At 55.4% G+C, this 1,497-nt stretch carries 1 protein-coding gene; it reads right to left on the bottom strand.

The window, feature by feature from the left end; all coding sequences use genetic code 11:
* Positions 1-330: 330 nt before the first annotated feature.
* The coding region (locus tag BLS48_RS35900; RefSeq protein ID WP_167365357.1) for a hypothetical protein at positions 331-1,497 on the bottom strand (1,167 nt) is incomplete at its 5' end.

The raw sequence follows: 1,497 nt of genomic DNA, 5'->3' as shown, positions 1-1,497 counted from the left end.
GCGGGAAAGCGGTGGCGACGATAAAGCGGATCACGAGCAACTTCTGACATGGCCCATGTTCGCACATCTTCATCAGCCGTCGGTTAACTTTACGGCCCCAGGCGGTGTTTAAGTCGGGCCAAATCGCGCGCCTTCACGCCGAATGAACCAAAGCCTCACTCCCAGATCTTGTCTTCACAGCGTTAAGTTTACAGTGCCGTTCGAAATGCTCGCCGCACGAGCGCCGCCTGACGCTCATCCTGCCTTTGGGACCTCAGCTGGAGTTTGCGACGGAACCGAGAGAATTGGTTGGTTCACCATAGTCTGGATCGGCCGATCCAGACTATGGTTCTACCGTCTTGCGAGAGTTGCCGTTGTGGACACAAAAATCACAGACATCAATGCAATAGATGCACCCGCTACGGCATTAAGAAGGATCTCACTGTTCTTTGCATTGAGGCCAGCCTTTGGTCCGATCTTGTTCATTGCATTCAGTAACAAAAACAATATGGCAAACAATGAGGCCCGAGGCAGCATGACGCCTGAAACCTTGTTTAGTATGTCTTCACCGGTCGGGAGGCGTAGGCCAGCCGCGAGGCGTAGTTTTTTCACTCCAGCGATCCCCATCCGCTCTCCTTCTTGGATCCGGTGCGCGAGACCCTCTCGCAACCCTTGGCCGACCTTATCAAAGTAGCTCATCAATGCAGGATAGGTGATCGCATCGGCAGCCTCTCCTAACGCGTTTCCTGCCGAGAATGCGGCGATGTGCCGAAAGGCCCCACGGAGAGATTCATCCTGCGCTTCAGAACTCGTGCCTGAATGCGATATCCCGAGGCCTTGGAATGTATTTACTGTGAATTGATTGACGCCATACGCGATCATATTGACCGCGAGGGCGGCGAAGCTCGTGGGGACACCACGAGCGCGATTGTCATTTAACATAACAAATGTGTTGATGCCGTCTCGAGCGGCCGCATATGCTGTGGCCTTTATCAGAAGGGGCGCCGCACTGCCCAGGCCTCCCGTCGCATAGGCAACGCCGCTGGCCCCTCCCAGCAAGGCGACAGTCGATAGACGAGCACTGCGTGTCAGCCAGTTGGCTGAACCATCCACCTCCTGCCGGATTGCAGACGCCACGTTGAGAATCCCAAGCCCAGCGAGAACAGTTGATGATGCAGCGATCTTGACATGGTCTGGCATGTTACCGAGATGCTGCGCGGACAGTTTGCCAACGACTTCGCGCAGGGCGGTTGTCAGAAACGTGATAGTGCCATCGCGAGCACTTGCATGCAGCAGGTTTGTGGCCCAGCCAGCGCCATCCTTTTTGAAAGTATTGGTTATTATTTGGTGTAGAACCCCAACTTGTTCTGAGACAAACGCCTGATCCTCAGGCCCGGCGCGTTCGAGCTGAGATGGGGTCGTACCTAGTGCCGCCAAATTGCCGGGGGAAGGTGGCTGGATGGCATCGGACAGTCCGGATGCACTAAATTCCGAACGCGCGCTGCTAAACTGGTTGTC

This window comes from Mesorhizobium qingshengii (genome assembly GCF_900103325.1).
Taxonomy (GTDB): Bacteria; Pseudomonadota; Alphaproteobacteria; order Rhizobiales; family Rhizobiaceae; genus Mesorhizobium; species Mesorhizobium qingshengii.
This window is presented reverse-complemented; position numbering and strand designations above follow the sequence as displayed.